The following is a 25,401-nucleotide window of genomic DNA, read 5'->3' on the forward strand; positions in this document are numbered from 1 at the left end:
CGGCAACGGGTTGCCAGCCGCTCAGAACTTGATGCCGGCCGGGTTGCTCGGGCTCGGGCCGCTGGGAGCGGGAGCCGCCTGCTGCTGCGGCGCAGGCACTGGCGCGGCGGGCTCGGGTGCGGCGGGCGCCGCCTGCTGCGCAACCATCGGCCGTGCCGGCGGATTGCGGTAGTCCACGGGCAGGCTGTTGCTCTTCGGATAGCCCGCGGCGTCGAGGTATTGCGACCATTCGGTATCCGAGAACCCCTTGAGCTGCTGGGAGCCGATGGTCAGCAGCGGCAGCGAAGCCCGGCCGGTCAGGCGCTGCAGTGCCTCGACGTCCTGGTTGCTCTTGACGGTGCGTTCCTCGAACGGGATGCCGCGCGTGATGAGCAGCGACCGGGCCGTGCCGCATGGCGCGCACTCGTCGCCGCTGTACAGCGTGACCGGGTAGCGCTGCGCGACCTGCCGCAGCTCATAAGGCAGCCCGGCGTTGGCCGGCGGTGCGCTGGCGCCCTGCGGGGCCGAGGCCGGTTCGGTGCTGGCCGTGGGCGCTCGGTCCGTGAAAGTGACCTTGCCGTTCTTGTCGACGTTGCGGTAGACCGGCTGGGCCATGGCACCGGCGGCAATCAGCAGCAGGGCGGGGGCGCACAGGCGATGCAAGGGGAATTTCTTGTAGGTCGGATGCATCGCCCGAGTATCGCAAGCTTCAGGCCCGCATCAAGCGGGCTGGGCTTCGGCCATGCCCTGGTGTCGCAGCAATGCATCAAGCTGGGGCTCGCGGCCGCGGAAGGCCTTGAACGAGTCCATCGCGCTGCGGCTGCCGCCCGCTTCGAGGATGGCCTGGCGGTAGCGCCGTCCGGTCTCGATGTTCGGCTGGCCGTCGGCGCCGACGGTTTCCTCGAACGCCGCATAGGCATCGGCGCTCAGCACCTCGGCCCACTTGTAGCTGTAGTAGCCGGCCGCGTAGCCGCCCGAGAAGATGTGGCTGAAGGTATTGGGCGTGCGGCTGAACGGCGGCGAAGGCATCACGGCCACCTCGGCGCGCACCTTGCCGAGCAGCGCGAGCACGCTGCCCGGCTGCGCGGTGGCGGCCTGGTATTCGGTATGCAGCAGCATGTCGAACAGCGAGAACTCGATCTGGCGCAGCGTCTGCAGGCCACTCTGGAAGTTCTTGGCGGCGGTCATCTTGTCGAACAGCGCGCGCGGCAGCGGCTCGCCGGTATCGACGTGGGCCGTCATGTGCCTGAGCACATCCCACTCCCAGCAAAAGTTTTCCATGAACTGGCTCGGCAGCTCGACGGCGTCCCATTCGACGCCGCTGATGCCCGAGACGTCGCGCTCGTTCACCTGCGTGAGCATGTGGTGCAGGCCATGGCCGAACTCGTGGAACAGTGTGGTCACGTCGTCGTGCGTGAGCAGGGGCGGCTTGCCGTCCACCCCGCTCGCGAAGTTGCAAACCAGCTGTGCCACGGGCGTCTGCAGTGCGGCGTCGTCCGGCCGCAGCCAGCGCGCGCGCACGTCGTCCATCCAGGCGCCGCCGCGCTTGGCGGAGCGGGCCGACGGATCGAGGTAGAACTGGCCCACCTTCTGGCCGGCCCGCTCGATGCGGTAGAACTCGACGCTCGGGTGCCACGTGGGCGCGCTGTCGCGGCGAATGCTCACCTCGAACAGCGTCTCGACGATCTTGAACAGGCCCGCCATCACCTTGGGCGCCGGGAAATACTGCTTCACCTCCTGCTCGCTGAAGGCGTAGCGCGCCTCCTTCAGCTTTTCGCCGATGTAGCTCCAGTCCCAGGCTTGCGGATCGGCAATGCCCAACTGCTCGGACGCGAAGACGCGCAGGTCGGCCAGGTCGCGTTCGCCATAGGGCTTGGCCTTGGCCGCGAGATCGCGCAGGAACTTGACCACCTGCTCGGGCGATTCGGCCATCTTGGGCACGACGGAGAGTTCGCCGAAATTCCGGTAGCCGAGGAGCTTCGCTTCTTCTTCCCGCAGCGCAAGGATCTCGTTGATCAGCGCCGTGTTGTCGAAGGCCGGGTCGCCGAGTTCGCTGGCGCGCGTGACATAGGCGCGGTAGAGCGTTTCGCGCAGCGGGCTGCTTTTCGCGAACTGCATCACGGGCAGGTAGCAGGGCATCTTGAGCGTCAGCTTGTAGCCTTGCTTGCCTTCGGCCTCGGCCGCCGCGCGGGCCGCGCCCACCACGTCCTCGGGCACGCCGTCGAGTTCGCCCAGCGTTGCGTAGTAAGAGAACGCGTCGGTGGCGTCGAGCGCGTTCTCGCTGAACTTCTGGCTCAGCTCGGCCTGGCGTTCCTGGATCTCGGCAAAGCGCTTCTTCGCGTCGCCCTGCAGTTCCGCGCCGCCGAGCACGAAATTGCGCACCGCGTTGCGAAGCGCCTGGCGCTGCTCGGCGTTGAGTGTGGCGACGTCGATGGCCTTGTACTTGGCGTAGAGGCGCTCGTCGGAACCCAGGCGGGTCCAGAACGCCGTCACGCGCGGCATGGCCTCGTTGTAGGCGGCGCGCAGTTCCGGCGTGTCGGCCACGGCATTGAGATGCCCCACCGCACCCCAGGCGCGGCTGAAGCGTTCGGACGCCACGTCGAGCACCTTGGAAATCGCATTCCAGTCGGCCGGAAAGTCAGCCGCGGTGACGGTCTGCAGCGCCGCCTCGGCATCGGCCAGCAAGATGTCGACCGCGGGCGCGACATGCTCTGGCTTGATGCGGTCGAACAGCGGGAGGTCGGCAAAGTCGAGGAGGGGGTTGGTCATGGCAATCACTTTGCGGCGCGTTCCGCAGCTTCAAGGGTGTTGGCGAGCAGCATGGCGCGCGTCATGGGGCCGACGCCGCCGGGTACGGGGGTGATCCAGCCGGCCACTTCCTTCACGCCGTCGAAGTCGACGTCGCCGGCCAGCTTGCCGTCTTCCTTGCGGTTCATGCCCACGTCGATCACGACGGCGCCGGGCTTCACCATGTCGGCCGTCAGGATGTTGCGCTTGCCGACCGCGGCAACCACCACGTCGGCCTGCCGGGTGATGGCGGCCAGGTCCTGGGTGGCGCTGTGGCAGATGGTCACGGTGGCGTTCTTGGCCAGCAGCATCATGGCCATGGGCTTGCCGACGATGTTGCTGCGGCCGATGACCACCGCATGCTTGCCGCGCAGCTCGTAGCCGATGGATTCGAGCATCTTCATGCAGCCATACGGCGTGCAGGGCCAGAAGCCGGGCGCGCCGGTCATCAGCGCGCCGGCGCTCGCCACGTGGAAGCCGTCCACGTCCTTGGCGGGCGAGATCGTCTCGATGACCTTCTGGCTGTCCATGTGCCTGGGCAGCGGCAGCTGCACCAGGATGCCGTGCACCATCGGGTCGTCGTTGAGGGCGCGGATGCGGGCCAGCAGGTCGGCCTCGGTCATGTCGGCGGGATAGCGCTCCAGGGTGGCCATGAGGCCGGTCTCGGTGCTGTCGTTGACCTTGTGCTTCGTGTAGACCTGGCTGGCCGGATCGTCGCCCACCAGGATGATGGAGAGGGCAGGGTTCACGCCGCTGGCCTTCAATGCCGCGGTACGGCCGGCGACCTCGGCGCGGATGGTTTTGGCAAGGGCGTTGCCGTCGATCAGTTGGGCGGTCATCGGTTTCGATTTTCCAAGTAAAAACGCCCGCTTGCGCAGGCGTGGGGGTCGTGCATTGCTATCGGGCCGATAGCTTCTAGGCTTTGGAGGGCGCCGCCTGGCCGAGGGCGATCTTGAGCAGATCGGCCACGGTGTTGGCGTTGAGCTTTTCCATGATGTTGGCGCGGTGCGCCTCGACCGTCTTGATGCTGATGCCCAGGTCGTCGGCAATCTGCTTGTTCAGCCGGCCGGCCACGATGCGTTCGAGCACCTGGGCTTCGCGGCCGGTGAGCTTGGACAACAGCGCGTCGCGGCTGGCCGACTGCTGGTGCTGGGTGAAGGCGCCGCGCGCATGTTCGAGCATGCGCTCGACCAGCGTCACCAGCTCTTCGTCGTTGAAGGGCTTCTGGATGAAATCCATGGCGCCCTTCTTCATGCTGTCGACCGCCATCGGCACGTCGCCGTGGCCGGTGATCACCACGATGGGCAGCGGGGAGCGCCGCTCGATCAGCCGGTCCTGCAACTCGAGGCCGGTCATGCCGGCCATGCGGATGTCGACGATCAGGCAGGCGACTTCGCGGGGGTCGTAGCGGGAAAGAAAAGACTCGGCGGAATCGAAACAGCGGACCCTGTAGTCCTTGCCTTCGAGCAGCCATTGCAGCGAATCTCTTACGGCCTCGTCGTCGTCGACGACATAGACAGTGCCCTTCTTCGGAATCAAACTCATGCAGGTACCTTTGCCTCGTCGCTTGCTACGGAACTGGGAGCATCCAACACCGGAATCCAGAAGGAAAAACGGCATCCGATCACATCCGGGCCATTGTAGATGTTCTCCGCCTGCATGCGCCCGCGGTGCGATTCGACAATGGTGCGGCAAAGGTTCAATCCGATGCCCATGCCCTCCGGCTTGGTAGAGAAAAATGCCTCATACAGCCGGTCCATCACTTCGGGCGCCAGGCCCTTGCCGGTGTCCTGCACCGAGAACTCGATCGCGTTGTGGCCTTCGATCACCTTGGGCAGCACGCGCAATTCGACGCTGCGGCGCGCGAGCGGGCGCTCGGCAATGTCGATCGCCTCGGCCGCGTTCTTCAGCAGGTTGACCATCACCTGCTCGATGAGGATCGGGTCCACCTGCACCACCGGCAGCCGGGCCGCCACGTAGTGGTTGAGCCGCACGTTGCGCCGGCGCAGCTCGATGCCCGCGAGCTCGACCGCCTCGCTCACCATGGTGGCGACGTCGGCGGCGGTGCGGTTGGGCTCGCTGCGCTTCACGAAGGAGCGGATGCGCTGGATGATCTGGCCTGCGCGCTGCGCCTGCTTGGATGTTTTTTCCAGTGCCGCAAGCAGCGCGTCGGAGTCGATGGCCTGGCCCTTGATGCGCGACATCATGCCGTTGCAGTAGTTGGTGATGGCGGTCAGCGGCTGGTTCAGTTCGTGCGCCACGCTGGAAGCCATCTCGCCCATCGTGATCAGGCGGCTCGCAGCCTGGGCGCGGTCGGCCTGCGCGGCGGCCTGCTCCTCGGCGTCGCGCCGCGGCGTGATGTCGGTGGCAATCACCAGTTGCGCGAGACGGCCGTCCACCCAGGTGAGGTAGCGCGAGCGCACCTCGAGCCACTTGCCCAGGTGCGGCACGAAGATCTCGTTGTTGGCGGCCTGGGCGGCAGTGAGGGTGTCGATCGGCAATCCGGCGTAGGGGTCGACGTCGTCCAGCCCCTCGTCGTGTGCGTTGGAGGTGGGCACGCCGGCCTGCGCCACCATGCCCAGGTGGCCCACGGTGTCGGAGCCGAACCACAGCCGGTACAGCTTGTTCGCGAACAGCAGCTCCTCGCTGCCGATGGGCGCCACCGACACCGCGGCGTCGAGCGCCTCGAGCACCGTGGTGAATCGCTCGTACGACGCCGACAGCTGCTCGCGGATGCGCGTGGGCTCGGTGATGTCGGTCATCGACGTCATCCAGCCGGTCTGGTGGCCCCGCGCGTCGATCAGCGGCGACACATAGAGCCGTGCATTGAACACGCTGCCGTTCTTGCGCTTCACGCGCACCTGGAAGCCGCCGGGCAGCGCGCGCCCGTGCAGCTCTTCCTCGAGCCGCTCGTTCATCACCTCACGGTCCGACTCCAGCCAGTAGGGGAACGGCGGCGACTGGCCCACCAGTTCGGCCTCGCTCCAGCCCGTCATGGCGCAGAAAGCGGCGTTCACATAGGTGATGCGGCCTTGCAGGTCGAGCACGCGCATGCCGGTGAGCATGGAGTTTTCCATCGCGCGGCGGAAGTTGGTTTCGGCCACCAGCCGCTGCTGTGCCTGCTGGCGCCTGCGCGTGTGCCGCCAGGTGCCGATCAGCATCCAGCTGGTCAGCACGCTCAGTGCGCAGACGAGCCAGAAAAGCCCGTTGCCGACCACGCCCTGAGAGGTGCGGTAGGCCTGTGCCCGCAGCACCAGCGCATTGCCGACCGGCGACACCGGCACTTCGTATTCGTTGGTTCTCTCCGACCACGGCAGGAGCCGCGTGCCGCTCTCCCGGTTGCTGGCGGTCGTGTTGCCCGCGATCACGTTGCCCTTCGCATCGAGCAGCGATACCGCATAGCGGGCCTGCACCTCCGAAGGCATGGCATAGCGCAGCAGCCCATCGACCGAGAACTCGCCCAGCACCACACCGGCGAACAGGCCCTGGTCGAACAGCGGTATGTGCAGCTGCAGCATGGCCGAAGGGTCGCCGCCCGCCATCGGTTGCGAGAACACCGGCTGGCGCAGCTCGCGCGCCAAGGCGTAGTTGCTCTCGATGTCGCCGGGCCGAAGCACGTCGCCGATCAGGTGCTGCTGGGAGGGGTGCACGCTCGGCGCCGAATAGCCGGCCTTGAAGCGGCGCCGGTCGTCGATCCATGTGACGGTCTGCAGTTCAGGGAACTGGCTCACCAGCGATTCGGCCCGGCTCGCGAACTCCACCGGGTCGATCTCCCGGTTCGAGGCATCGCGTGCGATGCGCATCAGTTGCTCCTGGCGCTCCAGGAGGCGCAGGCGCATGCGCTGCTGCGCGTATTCGACGTCGCGCCGCACCGACTCCTGTTCGCGCTCGACTTCCTCGGTGCGCAGGTACCAGAACGCCGAGACGATGGCGGCAAGAAAGAGCAGCACCGCCGCCAGGGGCGCGAGCATGGCAACGGCGTCCTGCAGCACCGGCGTCTGCCGGCGCCACCAGCGGCGCCACCATGAAAGAGGCGACGCATTCACGGCGCTGCGGGCTACCGCCAGCGGAGAGGAAAAGGGCATCTTCCGAGTTTATGTGATGCCCCTGGTGCAACAAGCGCGGCGACGCAGTGGCAATGAGTGCAACACGGTTGCGGAAACGCTGGCCCGCAGTGAATATCACATTAAGAAATCATCCTGCACTATTTGAAATTGCAGTATTTATATGAGAAACTCCGCCGCGTTGATCGAAGAGCGCACTAAATTACAGCCACAGCCCTTATAGGAGAGACAAGCATGTCGGCAAATCCCGAGAACCTGTTCGGCTCGGCCGCGAATGACGCGGACGCCCAGGAGACCCGCGAATGGATGGATGCACTGTCCTCCGTGATTCAAAGCGAGGGCCCCGAGCGGGCTCACTTTCTCCTGGAGCAATTGCTCGAGCATGCGCGGCAGCACAGCATCGACAAGCCGTTCTCTGCCAATACCGCGTATGTGAACACCCTGGAGCCCGACCAGGAAGAGCGTTGCCCCGGCAACCTCGAGATCGAGGAGCGCCTGCGCGCCTACATGCGCTGGAACGCCATGGCAATGGTGGTCAAGGCCAACCGCCATCATCCGCCCGAAGGCGGCGACCTGGGCGGCCACATCGGGTCCTTTGCTTCGCTGGCCAACATGTTCGGCGCCGGCTTCAACCACTTCTGGCACGCCGAGAGCGAAAACCACGGCGGTGACTGCCTCTATATCCAGGGTCATGTGTCGCCCGGCATCTATGCCCGCGCCTACCTCGAAGGCCGCCTGACGGAAGAGCAACTGCTCAACTTCCGCCAGGAAGTCGACGGCAAGGGCCTGTCGAGCTACCCGCACCCGAAACTGATGCCCGAGTTCTGGCAGTTCCCCACGGTGTCGATGGGCCTTGGCCCGCTGATGGCCATCTACCAGGCCCGCTTCCTCAAGTACCTGCATGCCCGCGGCATCGCCAACACCGAGAACCGCAAGGTCTGGGTGTTCTGCGGCGACGGCGAAATGGACGAGGTCGAATCGCTCGGCGCCATCGGCCTGGCCGCGCGCGAAGGCCTGGACAACCTGATCTTCGTCATCAACTGCAACCTGCAGCGCCTGGACGGTCCGGTGCGCGGCAACGGCAAGATCATCCAGGAACTCGAGGGCGAGTTCCGCGGTTCGGGCTGGAACGTGCTCAAGCTGATCTGGGGCAGCGGCTGGGATCCGCTCCTGGCGCGCGACAAGGACGGTGCGCTGCGCAAGATCATGATGGAGACCAACGACGGCGACTACCAGGCCTTCAAGGCCAACGACGGCGCCTACGTCCGCAAGCACTTTTTCGGCCGCGATCCGCGCACGCTCGAAATGGTCTCCAAGATGAGCGACGACGACATCTGGCAGCTGCGCCGCGGCGGCCACGATTCGCAGAAGGTCTACGCGGCCTTCGACGCTGCCGTGAAGCACAAGGGCCAGCCCACGGTGCTGCTGATCAAGACGGTCAAGGGCTTCGGCATGGGCAAGATCGGGGAGGGCAAGAACAACGTCCACCAGACCAAGAAGCTCAGCGACGAAGACATCATGGCCTTCCGGGACCGCTTCAACATCCCGATCCCGGACAGCAAGATCGGCGAACTCCCGTTCTACAAGCCGGCCGACGACACGCCGGAAATGAAGTACCTGCACGAGCGCCGCAAGGCACTGGGCGGCTACCTGCCGCATCGCCGCACCAAGGCCGACGAAAGCTTCACGGTGCCATCGCTCGAAACCTTCAAGTCGGTGATGGAGCCCACGGCCGAAGGCCGCGAGATCTCGACCACGCAGGCCTACGTGCGCTTTCTCACGCAGCTCTTGCGCGACAAGGCGCTGGGGCCACGCGTCGTGCCCATCCTGGTGGACGAGGCGCGCACCTTCGGCATGGAAGGGTTGTTCCGCCAGATCGGCATCTACAACCCCGCAGGCCAGCAGTACACCACCGGTCGACAAGGACCAGGTCATGTACTACAAGGAGGACAAGGCTGGCCAGATCCTGCAGGAAGGCATCAACGAAGCTGGCGGCATGTCGAGCTGGATCGCGGCGGCCACGTCGTACAGCACCAACAACCGCATCATGGTGCCGTTCTACGTGTACTACTCGATGTTCGGTTTCCAGCGCATCGGCGACCTGGCCTGGGCGGCCGGCGACATGCAGGCGCGCGGTTTCCTGCTGGGCGGCACCTCGGGGCGCACCACGCTGAACGGCGAAGGCCTGCAGCACGAGGACGGCCACAGCCACATCCTGGCCAACACCATCCCCAACTGCGTGAGCTACGACCCGACCTTCGCGCATGAAGTGGGCGTGATCCTGCACCATGGCCTGAAGCGCATGGTCGAGAAGCAGGACAACGTCTACTACTACCTGACGCTGCTCAACGAGAACTACCCGATGCCCGGCCTGCAGCCCGGCACCGAGGAGCAGATCATCAAGGGCATGTACCTGTCCAAGCAGGGCCCGGCGCTCAAGGCCAAGGCGCCCACGGTGCAATTGCTCGGCAGCGGCACCATCCTGCGCGAAAGCTATGCCGCGCAAGAGCTGCTCGAGAAGGACTGGGGCGTGTCGGCTTCCGTGTGGAGCTGCCCGAGCTTCAACGAGCTGACGCGCGACGGCCAGGACGCCGACCGCTGGAACCTGCTGCACCCCGACCAGGCGCCGCGCGTGTCCTTCGTGGCCGAGCAGCTCGCGCCCACCACCGGTCCGGTGGTTGCATCGACCGACTACATGAAGGCCTATGCGGAACAGATCCGCCCCTTCATTCCCAAGGGCCGCACCTACAAGGTGCTGGGCACCGACGGTTTCGGCCGCAGCGACTTCCGCAACAAGTTGCGCGAGCATTTCGAGATCAACCGCCACTACATCGTGGTGGCCGCGCTCAAGGCGCTCTCCGAAGACGGCGCGGTGCCGGTGGCCAAGGTGGTCGAGGCGATCAAGAAGTACGGCATCAATGTCGACAAGGTCAACCCGCTTTACGCCTGAACATCAACAATCAACGAACGAACGGCGCCTCACGGCGGGAGACAACGATATGGCAGCAGTGGAAGTCAAGGTGCCGGACATCGGCGATTTCGATGAAGTCGCGGTGATCGAGGTGCTGGTGAAGGTGGGCGACACGGTCAAGGCCGAGCAGTCGCTCATCACCGTGGAATCGGACAAGGCGTCGATGGAGATTCCATCGTCGACCGCCGGTGTGGTGAAGGAAATCAAGGTCGAGGTCGGCGGCAAGGTCAAGGAGGGCTCGGTGGTGCTCCTGCTCGAGGCCGAGCAGGCTGCCGCAGCGCCGGCACCCGCGGCAGCGGCTCCTGCCCCTGCGGCTGCTGCTCCGGCACCCGCCGCCGCGGCGCCTGCACCGGCTGCCGCGCCTGCGGCGTCGGGCCCGGTCGAAGTCAAGGTGCCCGACATCGGCGACTTCAAGGATGTCGCGGTGATCGAGCTGCTGGTGAAGCCCGGCGACCAGATCGCGGCCGACCAGTCGCTGATCACCGTGGAGTCGGACAAGGCGTCGATGGAAATCCCGTCGTCGGCGGCCGGCGTGCTCAAGGAGCTCAAGGTCAAGGTGGGCGACACGGTCAACATCGGCGACCTGATCGCAATACTGGAAGGTTCGACGGCCGCCAGCCCCTCACCCCAGCCCTCTCCCCAGAGGGGCGAGGGAGCCAATCCGCCCGCAGCAGCCGCTGCGCCCGTTTCCTCTCCCGCTCCGGCGGGAGAGGGCCGGGGTGAGGGTGCACCCGCACCAGCCCCGCACGAGCCCACGGCCGCGCCCACCGGCAAGCTGCCGCATGCCTCCCCCTCGGTGCGCAAGTTCGCCCGAGAACTCGGCGTGCCGCTCGAAGAGCTCAAGGGCTCCGGTCCCAAGGGCCGCATCACGCAGGAAGACGTCCAGAGCTTCACCAAGGCCGTGATGAGCGGCCAGGCCAGCACCAAGGCGTCCGCAGCCAAGGCGCCGGCCGGCGGCGGTGCGGACGGCGCGGCACTGGGCCTCATCCCGTGGCCCAAGGTCGACTTCACCAAGTTCGGCACGGTCGAGCGCAAGGACCTGTCGCGCATCAAGAAGCTCAGCGGCGCCAACCTGCACCGCAACTGGGTGATGATTCCGCACGTCACCAACAACGACGAAGCCGACATCACCGAGCTCGAAGCCTTCCGCGTCTCCACCAACAAGGAGAACGAGAAATCGGGCGTCAAGGTCACGATGCTGGCCTTCGTGATCAAGGCGGTGGTCGCGGCGCTCAAGAAGTTTCCCGACTTCAATGCCAGCCTCGACGGCGACCAACTGGTCTACAAGCAGTACTTCCACATCGGCTTCGCGGCCGATACGCCCAACGGGCTCGTGGTGCCGGTGCTGAAGGATGCCGACAAGAAGGGCATCCTGCAGATCAGCCAGGAGATGGGCGAACTCGCCAAGAAGGCGCGCGACGGCAAGCTCGGCTCGGCCGACATGCAGGGCGGCTGCATGTCGATCAGCTCGCTCGGCGGCATCGGCGGTACGCACTTCACGCCGATCATCAATGCCCCCGAAGTGGCCATCCTCGGCCTCTCCAAGGGCCAGATGAAGCCAGTGTGGGACGGCAAGCAGTTCGTGCCGCGCCTGACGCTGCCGCTGTCGCTGTCGTATGACCACCGCGTGATCGATGGTGCCCTGGCTGCGCGCTTCAACGCCTACCTGGGCCAGGTGCTCGCGGACTATCGCCGAATCCTTCTATGACCCCCCGGGCACCTGCGGTGCTCCCCCCTGAGGGGGGCGCCTCCCTTGGGGCGGCCCGGCGGGAGGTGCTATGACCACCGTAGTGGCCGTCCGCAAGGGCGGCCAGGTCACGATGGCGGCGGATTCACTGGTGACCTTCGGCGACACGCGGCTCTCGCACCGCGCCGAGGCCAACCAGAAGATCTTCACCATCGACGACGCGGCGGGGCAGAGCCTCTTTGCCGTGGCCGGCGCCGCCGCGCACTTCCTGGTGCTGCAGCATGCGCTGGCCGCGCAGCCGCGCGAGGCGCTGCTGTTCGGCAGCAAGCACGAGATCTTCCGCACCTTCACGCTGCTGCATCCGGTGCTGAAGGATGCGTTCTTCATGCAGACCAAGGAAGACGAGCACGAGCCTTATGAGTCGAGCCAGTTCACGATGCTGATGGCCAATGCCAGCGGCATCTACGGCATCTACAGCTACCGCGAGGTGTTCGAGTTCAAGCAGTTCTGGGCCATCGGCTCGGGACGCAGCTTTGCGCTCGGCGCCATGCATGCGGCCTATGACATCAAGTCGCGCACCTCGCGCGACGTGGCGGAGGCGGGGATCGCCGCCGCCTGCGAATTCGATCGCAATTCGGCCCCTCCGGTCGACGTTCTCACACTCAAACTGAAAGTGTCCAAATGAGCGAACAACACATCAAGGTGCCCGACATCGGTGACTTCGACGAAGTCGCGGTGATCGAGGTGCTGGTCAATGTCGGCGACACGGTCAAGGCCGAGCAGTCGCTGATCACGGTCGAATCGGACAAGGCCTCGATGGAAATCCCGTCGTCGGCGGGCGGCGTGGTGAAGTCCCTCGCGGTCAAGGTCGGCGACAAGGTGAAGGAGGGCTCGGTGGTGCTGACGCTCGAGGTCGACGGCGCTGCGGCGCCTGCGGCAGCCGCACCGACGCCAGCTGCTGCCGCACCCGCACCCAAGGCCGCCCCTGCCGCGGCGCCGGCTGCTGCGCCCGCGGCATCCAGCTACGGCGGCAAGGTCGACGTGGAATGCGACGTCGTCGTGCTCGGTGCCGGCCCCGGCGGCTACTCGGCCGCCTTCCGTGCGGCCGACCTCGGTCTCAAAGTGGTGCTGATCGAACGCTACGCCACGCTCGGCGGCGTGTGCCTGAACGTCGGCTGCATTCCGTCGAAGGCGCTGCTGCACGTGGCCTCGGTCATGGACGAAGTGAAGCATTTCGCCGACCTGGGCGTGAGCTTCGCGGCCCCGACGGTCGATCGCGCCAAGCTGCTCGGCCACAAGAACAAGGTGGTGGGCAAGCTCACCGGCGGCCTCACGGCCATGGCCAAGATGCGCAAGGTGACGGTGCTGCGCGGCGTCGGCAACTTCATCGACCCCTACCACCTGGAAGTCGAGGAAACCTCGGGCACCAGCTGGGACACCACGGGCAAGAAACAGACCGTCAAGTTCCGCAACGCGATCATCGCAGCCGGTTCGCAGTCGGTCAGCCTGCCGTTCATGCCGAAGGACGATCCGCGCATCGTCGATTCCACGGGCGCGCTCGAGATGGGCACCGATCCCAAGCGCATGCTGGTCCTGGGCGGCGGCATCATCGGCCTTGAAATGGGCACGGTGTATTCCACGCTCGGCGCGCGGCTCGACGTTGTCGAGATGCTCGACGGCCTGATGCAGGGCGCCGACCGCGACCTGGTCAAGGTATGGCAGAAGATGAACGCGCCGCGCTTCGACAACATCATGCTGAAGACCAAGACGGTCGGCGCCGAAGCCACGAAGGAGGGCATCAAGGTCACCTTCGAGGGCGAGCAGGCCCCCAAGGAGCCGCAGGTGTACGACCTGGTGCTGCAGGCCGTGGGCCGCAGCCCCAACGGCAAGAAGATCGGTGCCGAGAAGGCGGGCGTGGCGGTGAGCGACCGCGGCTTCATTCCGGTCGATATCCAGATGCGCACCAACGTGCCGCACATCTTCGCCATCGGCGACATCGTGGGCCAGCCCATGCTGGCGCACAAGGCGGTGCACGAGGCGCACGTGGCGGCCGAGGTGATTGCCGGCGAGCAGAAGGGCGACAAGGAGCTTTCGAGCGCCGCCTTCAACGCCCGCGTCATTCCGAGCGTCGCCTACACCGACCCCGAGGTGGCGTGGGTCGGCCTCACCGAAGACCAGGCCAAGGCCGAAGGCATCAAGGTCAAGAAGGGCCACTTCCCATGGAATGCCTCTGGCCGCGCCATCGCCAACGGCCGCGACGAGGGCTTCACCAAGCTGCTGTTCGACGCCGAGACGCACCGCATCCTGGGTGGCGGCATCGTCGGCACGCATGCCGGCGACATGATCGGCGAGATTGCACTGGCCATCGAAATGGGCGCGGACGAGATCGACATCGGCAAGACCATCCATCCGCACCCCACGTTGGGCGAGAGCATCGGCATGGCGGCCGAGGTGGCGCACGGTACGTGCACCGACTTGCCGCCGGCGAAGAAGGCCTGACGGGGCAGGCCGCGCCGCTCCAGCGATTGGAGCGGCCACAAAAAAACCCGCCGAGGCGGGTTTTTTTGTTGTGCGGGCGGCGTTTCAGTTGCCGGTGTGCGCCGCGGCAGTGGCCGCAGCCTTGACCTCTTCGTTCGGCGCGCCGCCGAGCACGCGGCGTGCGCCATCGAAGCGGCGGCTCCAGTAGCTGCCATTCATGTCTTCCACACGCACCTGGGCGCCGGTGCGCGGCGAATGGATGAACTTGCCTTCGCCGACGTAGATGCCGACATGGCTGAACGCGCGGCGCATGGTGTTGAAGAAGACGAGGTCGCCGGGCTTGAGCTGGCTGGGGTCGATCTTCTCGGTGGCCGCCGCTTGTTCTTCCGCACGACGGGGGAGCAGGTGGCCGACCGTCTGGTTGTACATGGCGCGCACGAAGCCGCTGCAATCGAAGCCCGATTCCGCGGTGTTGCCGCCGCGGCGGTACGGGACGCCAAGGAAGCCGATGGCGGTCACCACGAGGTCGGAAGTGCGTTCGGTGACGGTCTGGCGGACCTGCTGGAGTTGTCCGATCAGGCCCTTGTCGGCGAGCATTCGGGCCAGTTCGTCATCGGTGCGATCCTGTTGGGGGGCGGCTTGGACGGCGACGGCAAACAGGAGGGACGCGGGTAGGACGAAAAAACGCATGGCGCGTAGGATATTGATGACGCGCGGTTATGTCAACCTCAACCGAATTAACGAATGTATCCGCAAGGTCTTGATTCCACTCGATATTTTCGGTGGAGCGGAAGAAAAAATGTAACGGTGAACCTTTATGAACCATAAGCGATTGCCTGCGCGTTAACTTTTGTACTCGCTCTCGGTCGCTGAACGACATGGATCTGACGGCGATTACGCGCCAAGATGGGCGGAAACGACCGGAAAAGACATGAACTTGCCAAACTGCAAAAGTCTTCGGCTGCTGGGAAACACCGTCCTGATCGCCGGCCTGGGCTGTTGGGGCGCTGCCACGGCCCAGGTCCGGACAGAGACCGTTTCTGCCGGCCTCGAGAATCCCTGGGGCGTCGCGTTCCTTCCGGGCGGCCGTTTCCTGGTGACAGAGCGTGCGGGCCGATTGAAGCCGATCGGCAGCGACGGAAGAGTCGGCGCTCCCATTGCCGGCTTGCCGGCCATCGCGGCAGGAGGCCAGGGCGGGCTGCTCGACGTGCTGGCCGATTCCGGCTTCGAAACGAACCGGACCGTGTACTTCTGCTTTTCCGAGCCCGCCTCGGGCGGTTCGGCCAACAGCACCGCGCTGGCGCGCGCCCGGCTTTCCGACGATGGGGCAAGGCTCGAAAACCTCCGGATCATCTTCAGCCAGCAACCGAAGGTGGCCAGCCGCAATCATTTCGGCTGCCGCATCGTGGAGTCTCGCGACGGCACGCTTTTTCTTACGCTCGGTGACCGCTACAGCCGCAAGGAAGATGCGCAGACGCTCGACAACCACTTGGGCAAGATCGTGCGCATTGCCAAGGATGGCACGGTACCCAGGGACAACCCGTTTGCCGGCCGGGCCGGTGCGCTGCCGGAGATATGGAGCTACGGCCACCGGAACGGGCAGGGCGCGACGCTCTCGCCCGATGGCCGGCTGTGGATGATCGAGCACGGTCCGCAAGGCGGCGACGAAATCAATGTGCCTCAGGCGGGCCGCAACTACGGCTGGCCGGTGGTCACCTATGGAGAAAATTACGGCGGCGGCAAGATCGGCGATGGCCTCACGGCCCGGGACGGCATGGAGCAGCCGCTGCACTACTGGGTGCCGTCGATCGCACCGTCGGGCATGGCCTTTCTCACCAGCGACCGCTACCGCGCGGGCTGGAAAGGCAATCTGTTCGTGGGATCGCTGAAGTTCGGCTATCTCGATCGGATCGAACTCAGGGACGGCAAGGTGGTTGCCGAGCACAAGCTGCTGGCCGACGGCCGGGCCCGCATCCGCGACGTGAAACAGGGGCCGGATGGATGGCTCTACGTGCTCACCGACGAGGCGGACGGCAAGCTGCTGCGGTTGCGGCCGGACTGAATCCGATCTCTCAGCCGGGGCAGCCCGGGAGGGGCAGGGTGGGCAGCATGCGGCGCCAGAGCCGGGTCCATTCGGGCCAGTCGTGGCCGCCTTCCGTGGTGAACACGCGCTCCCTGGGCAGGGCGGCGGCCAGCAACCCGTGGCTGAAGACAAAGCGGTCGTCGGTGCCGTAGCCCAGGTAGAGCGGCGGCCGGGCTCCGAAGGTGGCGGTATTGCCCACGTAGCCGCGCAGCCATTGCCAAAGCTGTGTCTCATCGGGCTTTCGCGGATCGCTGCCCGGCGGCGCATTCAACGGCCCGTTCCAGCGCGCGAGGCCTCCGGCATTGGTGATGTCGGCACCGAGCGCGCGTTCCCCGAGGTAGGGCGCGATCGTCACGAGGCCTGCAAGGTCACCCGGATGCGTTTGCGCGTAGAGCAGGCCGCCGAATCCGCCGACCGAAATGCCGACGATCCAGATCGATTGGTACCCGTTGTTACGGGCGGGCACGATCACATCCTGGCTCAACCGGTCGAGAATCGTCTTGGCGTGGTAGTAGCCAAGATGCGCATCGACCAGCATCGCGTCGACTGCGAGCCTGTTGTCGTTCAATGCCTGGATGAAGCCTTCGCGCCTGAATTCATCCGGATGCGAGTAAGCGCCGGGTAGCAGCACCAGCAGCGTGTCGGCATTGGGCGTGCAGCTGCTCTTTTCGAGCCTGCTCTCCAGCGGCCCCCTGGCGGTTCGCATTCCGCCGCATCCGGCCAGAAGAAGCAGGGCGCCCAGCGCCAGGATCGACAAGCGGCGGCGCATCGCAAAAAGGGTCTGCATCGCTGGAGTCTAGATGCGCGGCTTTTCGGTGGTACGGTCTGGGCCCATCCTTTTCATCTGAATGAAAGAAACCGTTCATGCTGCTCGACGCCTCGCAATCCCAACTCGTGCTGGTCGACTACCAGGCGCAGCTGATGCCTGCGATCTTCGAGGCCGATGCCGTGGCGCAGAACGCAGTGCGGCTCGGCAAGATGGCCCGCCTGTTCGAAGTGCCGGTCTGGGGAACCGAGCACAACCCCTCCAAGCTCGGCGAGAACCTGCCGGATATCCGGGCGCTGTGCCAGCGAACCTTGTCCAAGATGCACTTCAGCGGCATGGAAGAAGGGCTGGGCGAATGGCTGCGCGTGCCGGCCAAGGCGGCGCCGCAGGGCAACGCCCGCAGCCTGCCCAAGCACCTGCAGAAACCGGCTGCCGCGCCCGACGAGCGCAACACGGTGGTGATTGCCGGCTGCGAGGCGCATGTCTGCCTGCTGCAGACCGCGCTCGACATGCTGGAAGACGAATTCGAAGTATGGGTGGTGACCGATGCCTGCAGCTCCCGCACCGAGCGCAGCCGCGACGCCGCATTCGACCGCCTGGCCGGCGCGGGTGCCGAACTGGTGACCACTGAAATGGTCGGGTTCGAATGGCTGCGTACGGCCGAACACCCGGCGTTTCCTGAATTGCTGAAGCTCATCCGCTGAGAACGCGGCGCGCGATTCAGGGGCGCGCAACCCTAGGCCGGCGCGGGCACCACCCGATTGTCCGCGCCGTCAGCTTGCTGCAAGATCGATCTCCATAATTATGAATTCAGTTTTGGCATGGCCGCCAAGCCGATTCAAAAAACCAGGAGACACCGCAGATGAGCCGCTACGAAGACTTCTATCGCCAGTCCGTCGATGCGCCCGAGGCCTTCTGGGCCGAGCAGGCCCGGTTGATCGACTGGCAGGCGCCGCCCACCCAGGTGCTGGATGCCAGCCAGCCGCCATTCGCGCGCTGGTTCGTGGGCGGCACCACCAACCTGTGCCACAACGCGGTCGACCGGCACCTGGCCGATCGCGCCGACCAGCCGGCGCTGGTCTTCGTCTCGACGGAAACCGGCACCGAAAAGACCTACAGCTTCCGCGAGCTGCACGCCGAGGTGCAGCGCACCGCGGCCAGCCTCGCCGCGCTGGGTGTCGGCAAGGGTGACCGCGTACTCATCTACATGCCGATGATTCCCGAGGCCGCCTTCGCGATGCTGGCATGCGCCCGGATCGGCGCCATCCATTGCGTGGTGTTCGGCGGTTTTGCGAGCGGATCGCTGGCCACGCGCATCGAGGACGCGGAGCCCAAGGTGGTGGTGAGCGCCGATGCCGGGTCGCGCGGCGGCAAGGTGATTGCGTACAAGCCGCTGCTCGACGAGGCCATTCGCCTTTCGAAGCACAAGCCATCGGCCGTGATGCTGACCGACCGCGGCCTGGCGCCCATGGACCTCGTGGCCGGGCGCGACCACCTGGCTGCCGACCTGGCCCTCCAGCACCATGACGCCGTCGTGCCTTGCACCTGGCTGGCGGCCACGGACATCAGCTACACCATCTACACCAGCGGCACCACCGGCAAGCCCAAGGGCGTTCAGCGCGACGTGGGCGGCTATGCGGTGGCGCTGGCCGCCAGCATGAAGCACATCTTCGATGGCCGCGCCGGCGAAACCTACTTCTCGACCAGCGACATCGGCTGGGTGGTGGGCCACAGCTACATCGTCTATGGCCCGCTGATCGCCGGCATGGCCACCCTCATGTACGAAGGCCTTCCCACGCAAGGGATCGACAAGCAGCCCGACGGCGGCATCTGGTGGCGCCTGGTCGAGAAGTACAAGGTGACGGTGATGTTCAGCGCGCCCACGGCCGTGCGCGTGCTCAAGAAGCAGGATCCGGCGCTGCTCAGCAAGTACGACCTGTCGAGCCTGCGCGCGCTGTTCCTCGCGGGCGAACCGCTCGACGAGCCCACCGCGCGCTGGATCAGCAATGGGCTCGGCGTGCCCATCATCGACAACTACTGGCAGACCGAGTCGGGTTGGCCGATGATCACCATTGCCAACGGCATCGAGGCCAAGCCAAGCAAGTTCGGCAGCCCGGGCGTGCCGATGTACGGCTATCGCATCAAGATCCTGCACGAGGCGACCGGCGAGGAATTGACCGGTCCGAACGAAAAAGGCGTGGTGGTCGTCGAGGGCCCGACGCCGCCCGGCTTCATGCAGACGGTGTGGAAGGACGACCAGCGCTTCGTCGACACCTACTGGAAGAGCGTGCCCGGCAAGATGGTCTATTCGACCTTCGACTGGGGCATTCGGGACGAGGACGGCTACTTCTACATTCTCGGGCGCACCGACGACGTGATCAACGTGGCGGGCCACCGCCTCGGCACGCGCGAGATCGAGGAAAGCATCTCGGGCCACGCCAACGTGGCCGAGGTGGCGGTGGTCGGCGTGGCCGACGCGCTCAAGGGCCAGGTGGCGATGGCCTTCGTGGTGCCCAAGGATGGCCGGGCGCTGGCCGACGCCGATGCGGCGCTGAAACTCGAAGGCGAGATCATGAAGGTGGTGGCGGACCAGCTCGGCGCGCTGGCGCGCCCCGCACGCGTGCGCTTCGTGAGCGGCCTGCCCAAGACCCGCAGCGGCAAGCTGCTGCGGCGCGCCATCCAGGCCGTTTGCGAGCAGCGCGATCCCGGCGACCTGACCACCATGGACGACCCGGCCACCCTGCAGCAGATCAAGCAGCTGGTTTCTTCGGCCTGAATGAGCAAAAGCGCGCCTTGCGAAGGCGCGAACGGTCGCCATATGTTCGACGTGGCACAATGCCGGGGTACTCAGGCCCTTCCCCAGCCACAGTCGCATCCGCCAACCGGTTCAGCCGTGTCGCGGAAGGTTTCTTAAACCAGCTAGTGCTTCCTTCAGGGAAGCGAAGGTCAGCGGAATATGAGCGATTCTTCTACGCCCTCGGCGTACACCGCCTATCAGGGCAACACCTACCTCTTCGGCGGCAATGCGCCCTATGTCGAGGAGATGTACGAAAACTACCTTGCCAACCCCGGCAGCGTGCCCGACAACTGGCGCTCGTACTTCGACGCGCTGCAGAACGTGCCCGCAGTCGATGGCTCCAACGCCCGCGATGTGCCGCACCAGCCGGTCATCAATGCCTTTGCCGAGCGCGCCAAGCAGGGCACGACCAAGGTCGTGCAGGCCAGCGGCGCCGATTCCGAACTCGGTCGCAAGCGCACCGCCGTCCAGCAGCTGATTGCCGCCTACCGCAACGTCGGTGCACGCTGGGCCGATCTCGACCCCCTCAAGCGCGCCGAGCGCCCGGCCATTCCTGAACTCGAGCCCTCGTTCTACGGCTTCACCGATGCCGACCTCGAGACGGTGTTCAACACCAGCAACACCTTCTTCGGCAAGGAGTCCATGTCGCTGCGCGACCTGCTCAATGCCCTGCGCGAAACGTACTGCGGCACCATGGGCGCCGAGTACATGTACACCACCGACCAGAACCACAAGCGCTGGTGGCAGCAGAAGCTCGAAAGCGCGCGCACCAATCCGCAGCTGACCGCCGAGCAGAAGAAGCATGTGCTCAACCGCCTGACCGCGGCCGAAGGCCTCGAGCGGTTCCTGCACACCAAGTACGTCGGCCAGAAGCGCTTCTCGCTCGAAGGCGGCGAAAGCTTCATCGTCTCGATGGACGAGCTGATCAACCAGGCCGGCGCCCGTGGCGTGCAGGAAATCGTGATCGGCATGGCCCACCGCGGCCGCCTCAACGTGCTGGTCAACTCGCTGGGCAAGCTGCCGGCCGACCTGTTCGCGGAGTTCGACCACACCGCCCCCGAAGAGCTGCCCAGCGGCGACGTCAAGTACCACCAGGGCTTCAGCTCCGACGTGACCACCCCCGGCGGTCCGGTGCACCTGAGCCTGGCGTTCAACCCCTCGCACCTGGAAATCGTGAATCCCGTGGTCGAAGGCTCGGTGCGCTCGCGCATGGACCGCCGCGCCGACCCCCAGGGCAAGCAGGTGCTGCCCGTGCTCGTGCACGGCGACGCGGCCTTCGCGGGCCAGGGCGTCGTGATGGAGACGCTGGCGCTGGCTGAAACGCGCGGCTACTTCACCGGCGGCACGGTTCACATCGTCATCAACAACCAGATCGGCTTCACCACCAGCGACCCGCGCGACAGCCGCTCGACGCTGTATTGCTCGGACATCGTCAAGATGATCGAGGCGCCGGTGCTGCACGTGAACGGCGACGATCCGGAAGCCGTGGTGCTGGCGACCCAGCTCGCGCTGGAGTTCCGCATGGAGTTCCAGAAAGACGTGGTCGTGGACATCGTCTGCTTCCGCAAGCTCGGCCACAACGAGCAGGACACCCCGTCGCTGACCCAGCCGCTCATGTACAAGAAGATCGCCCAGCACCCCGGCACGCGCAAGCTGTATGCCGAGAAGCTGGCCGCTCAGGGCCTGGGCGACACGCTCGGCGACGACATGGTCAAGGCGCAGCGCGCGGCCTTCGACGAAGGCAAGAACACCATCGACCCGGTGCTGACCAACTTCAAGAGCAAGTACGCCGTCGACTGGAACCCGTACCTGAACAAGAAGTGGACCGATGCCGGCGACACGGCCATCCCCACCAGCGAATGGAAGCGCCTGGCCGAGAAGATCACCACGGTGCCGTCCGGCTTCACGGTGCATCCGCTCGTGAAGAAGGTGCTGGATGATCGCGCCGCCATGGGCCGCGGCGATGTGAACGTCGACTGGGGCATGGGCGAGCACATGGCGTTCGCATCGCTGGTCGCCAGCGGCTACCCGGTCCGCCTGTCCGGCGAGGACTCCGGCCGCGGCACGTTCACGCACCGCCATGCCGTGCTGCACGACCAGAACCGCGAGAAGTTCGACGTAGGCACCTACACGCCGCTGCAGAACGTGGCCGAGAACCAGGCCCCGTTCGTCGTCATCGACTCCATCCTGTCGGAAGAAGCCGTGCTCGCGTTCGAATACGGCTACGCCTCGAACGACCCGAACACGCTCGTCATCTGGGAAGCCCAGTTCGGCGACTTCGTGAACGGCGCCCAGGTGGTGATCGACCAGTTCATCGCCTCGGGCGAAGTGAAGTGGGGCCGCGTCAATGGCCTGACCATGATGCTGCCGCACGGCTACGAAGGGCAGGGCCCGGAGCACAGCTCGGCACGCCTGGAGCGCTTCATGCAGCTGAGCGCTGACACCAACATGCAGGTGGTGCAGCCGACCACGGCCAGCCAGATCTTCCATGTGCTGCGCCGCCAGATGGTGCGCAACCTGCGCAAGCCGCTGATCATCATGACGCCGAAGTCGCTGCTGCGTAACAAGGACGCGACCTCGCCGCTGTCCGAGTTCACCAAGGGCAATTTCCAGACCGTCATCCCGGACAGCAAGGGACTGAAGGCCGAGAAGGTCAAGCGCCTGGTCGCATGTTCGGGCAAGGTCTACTACGACCTGGCCAAGAAGCGCGAGGAACGCGGTGACGACGACGTGGCCATCATCCGCGTCGAGCAGCTCTATCCGTTCCCGCACAAGGCGTTCGCCAACGAGGTCAAGAAGTACCCCAATCTCGCCGACGTGGTCTGGTGCCAGGACGAGCCGCAGAACCAGGGTGCCTGGTTCTTCGTGCAGCACTACATCCACGAGAACATGCAGGACGGCCAGAAGCTCGGCTACTCCGGCCGTGCCGCTTCGGCATCGCCCGCGGTGGGCTACTCGCACCTGCACCAGGAACAGCAGAAGGCGCTCGTCGATGGCGCATTTGGCAAGCTCAAGGGCTTCGTGCTGACCAAGTAAAACAATCTCTTTTCACACGAACAGCCTGAAGAAAAAACGGAGCTCACTCCAAATGTCTATCGTAGAAGTCAAAGTCCCCCAGCTTTCCGAATCCGTGGCCGAAGCCACCATGCTCACCTGGAAGAAGAAGGCCGGCGAAGCCGTCGCCATCGATGAAATCCTGATCGAGATCGAGACCGACAAGGTCGTGCTGGAAGTGCCCGCGCCCTCGGCCGGCGTGCTGGCCGAAATCGTGCAGCCCGACGGCGCCACCGTGGTGGCCGATCAGCTGATCGCCAGGATCGACACCGAAGGCAAGGCCAGCGCCGCGGCGCCCGCCGCTGCGGCAGCCCCGGCACCGGCCGCGGCGGCACCTGCGCCCGCAGCCGCCGCCACCGGCGGATCGAAGTCCGACGTTGCCATGCCCGCCGCCGCCAAGCTGCTGGCCGACAACAACCTCAAGACCAGCGACGTCGCAGGCACCGGCAAGGACGGCCGCGTGACCAAGGGCGACGTGCTCGGTGCCGTGGCTTCGGGCGCCAAGCCCGCGGCCGCCGCCATTCCCGCGCCGGCCGCCAAGCCGTCGCTGCCGCAAGTCGCCGCGCCGACCGGTTCGTCCGACCTGGGCGAGCGTCCGGAACAGCGCGTGCCGATGAGCCGCCTGCGCGCTCGCATTGCCGAGCGCCTGCTGCAATCGCAATCGACCAACGCAATCCTGACCACGTTCAACGAAGTGAACATGGCGCCGGTCATGGAGCTGCGCAAGCGCTTCCAGGACAGCTTCACCAAGGAACACGGCGTGAAGCTCGGCTTCATGAGCTTCTTCGTGAAGGCCGCGGTGCATGCGCTCAAGAAGTACCCGGTGATCAATGCCTCGGTCGACGGCAACGACATCCTGTACCACGGCTACTTCGACATCGGCATTGCCGTCGGTTCGCCGCGCGGCCTGGTGGTGCCCATCCTGCGCAACGCCGACCAGATGAGCTTCGCGGACATCGAGAAGAAGATCGCCGAATATGGCAAGAAGGCCCAGGACGGCAAGCTCGGCATCGAGGAGATGACCGGCGGCACGTTCTCCATCTCGAACGGCGGCACCTTCGGCTCGATGCTCTCGACCCCGATCATCAACCCGCCCCAGTCCGCGATCCTCGGCGTGCACGCCACCAAGGACCGCGCCGTGGTCGAGAACGGACAGATCGTCGTCCGCCCGATGAACTACCTCGCCATGAGCTACGACCACCGCATCATCGACGGCCGCGAAGCCGTGCTGGGCCTGGTCGCCATGAAGGAAGCGCTGGAAGATCCGTCGCGCCTCTTGTTCGACATCTGAGGAGAAAGACCAGATGGCAAACAAGCAATTCGACGTCGTCGTGATCGGCGGCGGCCCCGGCGGCTATGTGGCCGCGATCCGCGCCGCGCAGCTCGGCTTCAATGTCGCCTGCATCGACGAGTGGAAGAACGGCAAGGGCGGCCCCGCCCCGGGCGGCACCTGCACCAACGTCGGCTGCATTCCGTCCAAGGCGCTGCTGCAATCGTCGGAACACTTCGAGCAGGCCGGCCACCACTTTGCGGACCACGGCATCAAGGTGGAGGGCCTCGGCCTGGACATCGACAAGATGCTGGCCCGCAAGGACCAGGTTGTGAGGCAGAACAACGACGGCATCCTGTACCTGTTCAAGAAGAACAAGATCACCTTCTTCCATGGCCGCGGTTCGTTCGTGAAGACCGACGCAACCGGCTATGAGATCAAGGTGGCCGGTGCGGCCGAAGAGTCGATCAGCGCGAAGCACGTCATCCTGGCCACGGGCTCCAACGCCCGCGCATTGCCCGGCACGCCGTTCGACGAGGAGAACATCCTCTCGAACGACGGCGCGCTGCGCATCGGCGCAGTGCCCAAGAAGCTCGGCCTGATCGGCTCGGGCGTCATCGGCCTCGAAATGGGCTCGGTGTGGCGCCGCCTCGGCGCCGAAGTCACGGTGCTCGAGGCACTGCCGACTTTCCTCGGCGCGGTGGACGAGCAGATCGCCAAGGAAGCCAAGAAGGCCTTCGACAAGCAGAAGCTCAAGATCGAACTCGGCGTCAAGGTCGGCGAGATCAAGTCGTCCAAGAAGGGCGTGAGCGTCGCGTGGACCAATGCCAAGGGCGAAGCCCAGACGCTCGAGGTCGACAAGCTGATCGTCTCGATCGGCCGCGTGCCCAACACCATCGGCCTGAACGCCGAGGCCGTGGGCCTCAAGCTCGACGAGCGCGGGGCCATTGCGGTGGATGACGACTGCAAGACCAGCCTGCCGAACGTCTGGGCCATCGGCGACGTGGTGCGCGGCCCGATGCTTGCGCACAAGGCCGAGGAAGAGGGCGTTGCGGTGGCGGAGCGCATTGCGGGCCAGCACGGCCACGTGAACTTCAACACCGTGCCATGGGTGATCTACACCAGCCCGGAGATCGCGTGGGTCGGCCAGACCGAGCAGCAGCTCAAGGCCGCGGGCCGCGCGTACAAGGCCGGCACCTTCCCGTTCCTTGCGAACGGCCGCGCACGCGCGCTGGGCGACACCACCGGCATGGTCAAGTTCCTGGCCGACGCGGCCACGGACGAGATCCTGGGCGTGCACATCGTGGGTCCGCAGGCCAGCGAGCTGATCTCCGAAGCCGTGGTGGCGATGGAGTTCAAGGCCAGTGCCGAAGACATCGCGCGCATCTGCCATGCGCACCCGTCGCTGTCGGAAGCCACCAAGGAAGCGGCGCTCGCCGTGGACAAGCGCACGCTGAACTTCTGA

General features: G+C 65.7%; 16 protein-coding genes and 1 pseudogene. 10 read left to right on the forward strand and 7 right to left on the reverse strand.

Annotation, left to right across the window (positions count from 1 at the left end; genetic code table 11):
* Nucleotides 1-21: 21 nt before the first annotated feature.
* The 5 genes from ABID97_RS14075 to ABID97_RS14095 form a co-directional block, all read right to left on the reverse strand.
* Nucleotides 22-669, reverse strand: coding sequence for a glutaredoxin family protein (locus ABID97_RS14075; RefSeq protein WP_354399080.1), 648 nt, complete (start codon nt 667-669; stop codon nt 22-24).
* Nucleotides 670-699: 30 nt separating this feature from the next.
* Nucleotides 700-2,748: a M3 family metallopeptidase gene (locus tag ABID97_RS14080; RefSeq protein ID WP_354399081.1), complete on the reverse strand. Its 2,049-nt coding sequence runs from the start codon at nt 2,746-2,748 to the stop codon at nt 700-702.
* A 5-nt stretch (nt 2,749-2,753) separates the two neighbouring features.
* Entirely contained in the window at nt 2,754-3,605 is an 852-nt protein-coding gene (gene folD, locus ABID97_RS14085; RefSeq protein ID WP_354399082.1) for a bifunctional methylenetetrahydrofolate dehydrogenase/methenyltetrahydrofolate cyclohydrolase FolD, read from the reverse strand.
* A 76-nt stretch (nt 3,606-3,681) separates the two neighbouring features.
* On the reverse strand, nt 3,682-4,311 hold the full coding sequence (locus tag ABID97_RS14090) for a response regulator transcription factor (RefSeq protein ID WP_055796273.1): 630 nt from the start codon (nt 4,309-4,311) through the stop codon (nt 3,682-3,684).
* Nucleotides 4,308-6,851: a PAS domain-containing sensor histidine kinase gene (locus tag ABID97_RS14095; protein ID WP_354399083.1), complete on the reverse strand. Its 2,544-nt coding sequence runs from the start codon at nt 6,849-6,851 to the stop codon at nt 4,308-4,310. Before ABID97_RS14095 ends, ABID97_RS14090 begins: the two co-directional genes overlap by 4 nt.
* Nucleotides 6,852-7,064: 213 nt before the next feature.
* Here ABID97_RS14095 and aceE point away from each other — a divergent pair.
* The 4 genes and pseudogenes from aceE to lpdA (ABID97_RS14115) all read left to right on the forward strand — a co-directional run bounded on the left by aceE (nt 7,065) and on the right by lpdA (ABID97_RS14115) (nt 13,987).
* Nucleotides 7,065-9,780: pseudogene (aceE, locus tag ABID97_RS14100) on the forward strand (pyruvate dehydrogenase (acetyl-transferring), homodimeric type).
* 49 nt (nt 9,781-9,829) lie between these two features.
* On the forward strand, nt 9,830-11,509 hold the full coding sequence (gene aceF / locus ABID97_RS14105; protein WP_354399084.1) for a dihydrolipoyllysine-residue acetyltransferase: 1,680 nt from the start codon (nt 9,830-9,832) through the stop codon (nt 11,507-11,509).
* A 70-nt stretch (nt 11,510-11,579) separates the two neighbouring features.
* A complete protein-coding gene (locus tag ABID97_RS14110) occupies nt 11,580-12,173 on the forward strand; it encodes an Ntn hydrolase family protein (RefSeq protein ID WP_354399085.1) in 594 nt (197 codons plus the stop codon).
* Nucleotides 12,170-13,987, forward strand: a complete 1,818-nt coding sequence (gene lpdA, locus ABID97_RS14115; RefSeq protein ID WP_354399086.1) for a dihydrolipoyl dehydrogenase — start codon at nt 12,170-12,172, stop codon at nt 13,985-13,987. The genes ABID97_RS14110 and lpdA (ABID97_RS14115) overlap by 4 nt, the downstream gene beginning before the upstream one ends.
* Nucleotides 13,988-14,071: 84 nt before the next feature.
* On the opposite strand, the gene ABID97_RS14120 is transcribed toward lpdA (ABID97_RS14115), so the two are convergent.
* Nucleotides 14,072-14,656: a C40 family peptidase gene (locus ABID97_RS14120; RefSeq protein WP_354399087.1), complete on the reverse strand. Its 585-nt coding sequence runs from the start codon at nt 14,654-14,656 to the stop codon at nt 14,072-14,074.
* Between the two features lie 241 nt (nt 14,657-14,897).
* Here ABID97_RS14120 and ABID97_RS14125 point away from each other — a divergent pair, with 241 nt between their 5' ends.
* Nucleotides 14,898-16,028 (forward strand): PQQ-dependent sugar dehydrogenase, encoded by a 1,131-nt coding sequence (locus ABID97_RS14125; RefSeq protein ID WP_354401766.1) that lies wholly within the window; start codon nt 14,898-14,900, stop codon nt 16,026-16,028.
* Between the two features lie 10 nt (nt 16,029-16,038).
* Here the strand turns inward: ABID97_RS14125 and ABID97_RS14130 are convergent, their stop codons facing one another.
* A complete protein-coding gene (locus ABID97_RS14130; RefSeq protein WP_354399088.1) occupies nt 16,039-16,836 on the reverse strand; it encodes an alpha/beta fold hydrolase in 798 nt (265 codons plus the stop codon).
* Nucleotides 16,837-16,913: 77 nt separating this feature from the next.
* On the opposite strand from ABID97_RS14130, the gene ABID97_RS14135 reads away from it, so the two are divergent.
* From ABID97_RS14135 to lpdA (ABID97_RS14155), 5 genes are all read left to right on the forward strand, one after another.
* A complete protein-coding gene (locus ABID97_RS14135) occupies nt 16,914-17,519 on the forward strand; it encodes an isochorismatase family protein (protein ID WP_354399089.1) in 606 nt (201 codons plus the stop codon).
* A gap of 104 nt (nt 17,520-17,623) precedes the next feature.
* Nucleotides 17,624-19,591 carry a propionate--CoA ligase gene (locus tag ABID97_RS14140; RefSeq protein WP_354401767.1) on the forward strand — a complete coding sequence of 656 codons (1,968 nt, stop codon included), beginning with the start codon at nt 17,624-17,626 and terminating at the stop codon, nt 19,589-19,591.
* 180 nt (nt 19,592-19,771) lie between these two features.
* On the forward strand, nt 19,772-22,648 hold the full coding sequence (locus ABID97_RS14145; RefSeq protein ID WP_354399090.1) for a 2-oxoglutarate dehydrogenase E1 component: 2,877 nt from the start codon (nt 19,772-19,774) through the stop codon (nt 22,646-22,648).
* Between the two features lie 52 nt (nt 22,649-22,700).
* Nucleotides 22,701-23,957 (forward strand): 2-oxoglutarate dehydrogenase complex dihydrolipoyllysine-residue succinyltransferase, encoded by a 1,257-nt coding sequence (gene odhB, locus ABID97_RS14150; RefSeq protein WP_354399091.1) that lies wholly within the window; start codon nt 22,701-22,703, stop codon nt 23,955-23,957.
* Nucleotides 23,958-23,970: 13 nt separating this feature from the next.
* The gene (gene lpdA / locus ABID97_RS14155) at nt 23,971-25,401 is read left to right on the forward strand and encodes a dihydrolipoyl dehydrogenase (RefSeq protein ID WP_354399092.1); all 1,431 of its coding nucleotides are present in this window, start codon (nt 23,971-23,973) and stop codon (nt 25,399-25,401) included.

The organism is Variovorax sp. OAS795 (assembly GCF_040546685.1).
Taxonomy (GTDB): Bacteria; Pseudomonadota; Gammaproteobacteria; order Burkholderiales; family Burkholderiaceae_C; genus Variovorax.

What these genes read in the sequence shown, in the direction of transcription:
- ABID97_RS14125 (WP_354401766.1), top strand. Translation starts at nt 14,898, where the DNA reads ATGAACTTGCCAAACTGCAAAAGTCTTCGGCTGCTGGGAAACACCGTC.
- aceF (WP_354399084.1), top strand. Translation starts at nt 9,830, where the DNA reads ATGGCAGCAGTGGAAGTCAAGGTGCCGGACATCGGCGATTTCGATGAA.
- ABID97_RS14095 (WP_354399083.1), bottom strand. Translation starts at nt 6,851, where the DNA reads ATGCCCTTTTCCTCTCCGCTGGCGGTAGCCCGCAGCGCCGTGAATGCG.
- ABID97_RS14090 (WP_055796273.1), bottom strand. Translation starts at nt 4,311, where the DNA reads ATGAGTTTGATTCCGAAGAAGGGCACTGTCTATGTCGTCGACGACGAC.
- ABID97_RS14080 (WP_354399081.1), bottom strand. Translation starts at nt 2,748, where the DNA reads ATGACCAACCCCCTCCTCGACTTTGCCGACCTCCCGCTGTTCGACCGC.
- ABID97_RS14135 (WP_354399089.1), top strand. Translation starts at nt 16,914, where the DNA reads ATGCTGCTCGACGCCTCGCAATCCCAACTCGTGCTGGTCGACTACCAG.
- ABID97_RS14110 (WP_354399085.1), top strand. Translation starts at nt 11,580, where the DNA reads ATGACCACCGTAGTGGCCGTCCGCAAGGGCGGCCAGGTCACGATGGCG.
- ABID97_RS14120 (WP_354399087.1), bottom strand. Translation starts at nt 14,656, where the DNA reads ATGCGTTTTTTCGTCCTACCCGCGTCCCTCCTGTTTGCCGTCGCCGTC.
- lpdA (WP_354399086.1), top strand. Translation starts at nt 12,170, where the DNA reads ATGAGCGAACAACACATCAAGGTGCCCGACATCGGTGACTTCGACGAA.
- ABID97_RS14145 (WP_354399090.1), top strand. Translation starts at nt 19,772, where the DNA reads ATGAGCGATTCTTCTACGCCCTCGGCGTACACCGCCTATCAGGGCAAC.
- folD (WP_354399082.1), bottom strand. Translation starts at nt 3,605, where the DNA reads ATGACCGCCCAACTGATCGACGGCAACGCCCTTGCCAAAACCATCCGC.
- ABID97_RS14130 (WP_354399088.1), bottom strand. Translation starts at nt 16,836, where the DNA reads ATGCAGACCCTTTTTGCGATGCGCCGCCGCTTGTCGATCCTGGCGCTG.
- lpdA (WP_354399092.1), top strand. Translation starts at nt 23,971, where the DNA reads ATGGCAAACAAGCAATTCGACGTCGTCGTGATCGGCGGCGGCCCCGGC.
- ABID97_RS14075 (WP_354399080.1), bottom strand. Translation starts at nt 669, where the DNA reads ATGCATCCGACCTACAAGAAATTCCCCTTGCATCGCCTGTGCGCCCCC.
- odhB (WP_354399091.1), top strand. Translation starts at nt 22,701, where the DNA reads ATGTCTATCGTAGAAGTCAAAGTCCCCCAGCTTTCCGAATCCGTGGCC.